Origin of the sequence: Rhodoblastus sp. (assembly GCF_041915505.1) — a bacterium.
Lineage (GTDB): Bacteria > Pseudomonadota > Alphaproteobacteria > Rhizobiales > Beijerinckiaceae > Rhodoblastus.
On record NZ_JAYSBG010000375.1, the window covers coordinates 1 to 3,259 of the forward strand.

The 3,259-nt window shown below is 69.1% G+C and carries 4 protein-coding genes; all 4 read left to right on the forward strand.

Features of this window, described 5'->3' with window-relative positions; genetic code table 11:
- Positions 1 to 17 precede the first annotated feature (17 nt).
- A complete protein-coding gene (gene trpD / locus ACE3S9_RS17140; protein WP_374547697.1) occupies positions 18 to 1,061 on the forward strand; it encodes an anthranilate phosphoribosyltransferase in 1,044 nt (347 codons plus the stop codon).
- A 15-nt stretch (positions 1,062 to 1,076) separates the two neighbouring features.
- On the forward strand, positions 1,077 to 1,889 hold the full coding sequence (gene trpC / locus ACE3S9_RS17145) for an indole-3-glycerol phosphate synthase TrpC (RefSeq protein WP_374547694.1): 813 nt from the start codon (positions 1,077 to 1,079) through the stop codon (positions 1,887 to 1,889).
- Positions 1,886 to 2,377: a cyclic pyranopterin monophosphate synthase MoaC gene (moaC, locus tag ACE3S9_RS17150; RefSeq protein WP_374547695.1), complete on the forward strand. Its 492-nt coding sequence runs from the start codon at positions 1,886 to 1,888 to the stop codon at positions 2,375 to 2,377. Before trpC ends, moaC begins: the two co-directional genes overlap by 4 nt.
- An 11-nt stretch (positions 2,378 to 2,388) precedes the next feature.
- Positions 2,389 to 3,259, forward strand: an 871-nt coding sequence (locus ACE3S9_RS17155) for a molybdopterin molybdotransferase MoeA (protein ID WP_374547696.1), incomplete at its 3' end; no start/stop codon positions are given.

The following is a 3,259-nucleotide window of genomic DNA, read 5'->3' on the forward strand; positions in this document are numbered from 1 at the left end:
AGAGCGAAATAAGCGCCGTGGACGCCTTCAAACCCTTTCTCGTCCGGATCGCCGCCGGCGCCCGCCTCACCCGGCAGGAGGCCGAGGCCGCCTTCGACCTGCTGCTCTCCGGCCAATCGACCCCCGCGCAGACCGGCGCCTTTCTGATGGGCCTGCGCGCCCGGGGCGAGACGCTGGACGAAATGACCGGCGCGGTCTCCGCCATGCGCGGCAAGATGCTGCGCGTGCGCGCGCCGGACGACGCCATCGACATCGTCGGAACCGGCGGCGACGGCGCCCAGACCTATAATATTTCGACGCTCGCCGCGCTGATCGTCGCGGCCTGCGGCGTTCCGGTCGCCAAACACGGCAATCGCGCCGCCTCCTCGCTGTCCGGCGCCAGCGACGTGTTGTCGGAACTCGGCGTGCGCATCGGCATCGCGCCGGAGATCATCGAGAAAAGCCTGCGCGAAGCCAATATCGGCTTCATGACCGCGCAGGCTCATCACGCCGCCATGGCCCATGTCGCCCCCGTGCGCCGCGAACTGGGCGCGCGAACCCTGTTCAACCTGCTCGGGCCGCTCTCCAATCCGGCCGGCGTCCGCCGCGCTTTGATTGGCGTTTACGCCGAAGCCTGGATGGAGCCGATCGCCGAGACGCTGAAAACGCTCGGCGCCGAGACGGTATGGATCGTCCACGGCTCGGACGGGCTCGACGAAATCACGACGACCGGGCCGACCAATGTGCTCGCCCTTGAAAACGGCGCCCTGCGGCGCTTCGAGATCGCGCCAGAGGATGTCGGCCTGAGGCGCGCGACGCTTGAGGAGCTGCGCGGCGGCGACCCGGCCCATAACGCCGCCGCCCTGCGCGCCGTGCTGGATGGCGCGAAGAACGCCTATCGCGACATCGCCGCCTTCAACGCCGCCGCCGCTCTGGTGGTGGCCGGCAAGGCCGCCGATCTCAAGGCCGGCCTCCGCCTGGCCGAGGCGGCGCTGGACAGCGGCCGGGCGCGCGCAACGCTGGAAAATCTGATAAGACTGTCGAACGAGGCGGAAAGCCTGGGTACACAGGCGGGAAAATAGGCGCTAGGGTGGGCCATGTCGGACATTCTGAAAAAAATCGAAGCCTATAAGCGGACGGAAATTTCCGAAGCGAAAGTCCGCGTGCCATTCGCCACGCTCGAACGCCGCGCGCATGACCGCGATCCGCCGCGCGGCTTCGTGCGCGCCATCGAGGCCAAGGCCGACGCCGGCCTGCCCGCGCTGATCGCCGAGGTCAAGAAGGCCAGCCCGTCCAAGGGCTTGATCCGCGCGGATTTCCAGCCCCCGGTCCTCGCCCGCGCCTATGAGGCCGGCGGCGCCGCCTGCCTGTCGGTGCTGACCGACGGCCCGTCCTTCCAGGGCAAGCTCGACGATCTCACCGCCGCACGCGACGCCACCCGTCTGCCGTCCCTGCGCAAGGATTTCCTGTTCGACCCCTATCAGGTCTATGAGGCCCGCGCCGCCGGCGCCGATTGCATCCTGATCATTCTCGCCTGCGTCAACGACCGCGAGGCCCGGGCGCTCAACGCCGCCGCCCACGATCTGCACATGGACGTGCTGGTCGAGGCGCATGACGACGCGGAATTCGACCGCGCCCTCGCTCTCGAGACGCCGCTGGTCGGCATCAATAACCGTAATTTGCGCGATTTCTCGGTGGCGATCGAAAACAGCGAGCGGCTGGCCGCCCGCGCGCCGAAGGACCGCCTGATCGTCGCCGAAAGCGGCATCGCCTCCCATGCCGATATTCTCCGCCTGCAAAAGGCGGGCGTGCGCGCCTTTCTGGTCGGCGAATCCCTGATGCGTCAGGCCGATGTCAGCGAAGCGACCCGTCGGCTGCTCACGGGCGTCCCCGCCGCCGAACCGGCATGACCGCCGCCAAACCCGGCCTGACCCATCTCAACGAGGCGGGCGAGGCCCACATGGTCGACGTCTCGGCCAAACCGCGCACCGAACGCGAGGCCGTCGCGCGCGGCGCGGTGGTCATGGCGCCCGAGACCTTGGCGCTTTGTCTCTCCGGTCAGGCCAAGAAGGGCGACGTTTTCGCGACGGCGCGCATCGCCGGGATCATGGCCGCGAAGCGCACCCATGAACTGATTCCGCTGTGCCATCCGCTCAACCTGACCAAGGTCGAGGTCGAAATCGCCGCCGATTCCGCCCTGCCCGGCCTTCGCGTCTCCGCGCGCGCAAAGGTGCTGGGCGAGACCGGGGTCGAGATGGAGGCGCTCACCGCCGTCTCGGTGGCCTGCCTGACCATTTACGACATGCTCAAGGCCGCCGACCGCGCCATGCGGATCGAGGGCGTCGTGCTCGCGGAGAAAACCGGCGGCAAATCCGGCGATTATTTCCGCGCCGAGTGAGAACTGATCCCATGACCGAACAGCAGCCGCCCCTTTCCGTCGACGAGGCGCTCGCGGCGATTCTCGCCAATGTCCCCGGCCCATTAGCGGCCGAGGACGTCCCGCTTTCGCTCTGTTTCGGGCGCACGCTCGCCCGCGATGTCGCGGCGCGACGGACCCAGCCGCCGAAGGCGCTGTCCGCTATGGACGGCTACGCCCTGCGCGCCGCCGACGCGGCGGCCGGTCCTCTGCGCGTCATCGGCGAATCCTCGGCCGGCCATGGTTTTACCGGCCTGTGCGGACCCGGCGAGGCCGTGCGCATCTTTACCGGCGCGCCCGTGCCGGACGGCGCCGATAGCGTTCTGATTCAGGAAGAGGCCCGCCGCGACGGCGAAAAGGTCACGGCGACGGCGCCGCTGGCGCCGGGCCGCAACGTTCGCGCGGCCGGAATCGATTTCCGCGAAGGCGCGGTCATCCTGCGCGCGGGACGGCGGCTTACCCCGGCCGATATCGCCCTCGCCGCCTCCGCGGATCACGCCACGCTGCCGCTCATCCGCAAGCCGCTGGTCGCATTGCTCTCGACCGGCGACGAACTGGTCGCGCCGGGCGCGCTGCGCGGGCCGGACCAGATCGTCGCTTCCAACGCCTTTTGCGTGCTCGGCCTGATCGCTGCGGCGGGCGGCGAGCCGCTCGACCTCGGCCTCGCCTCCGACCGGCTCGACGAGATCGAAACCGCCATTTCCCGCGCCCGCGCGGCGAACGCCGATGTGCTGGTCACCATTGGCGGCGCCTCCGTCGGCGATCGCGATCTGGTGCGCGGGGCCCTTGCACGCGAGGGCATGGAGCTTCAGTTCTGGAAAGTGAACATGAAGCCCGGCAAGCCGCTCATTCATGGCCATATCG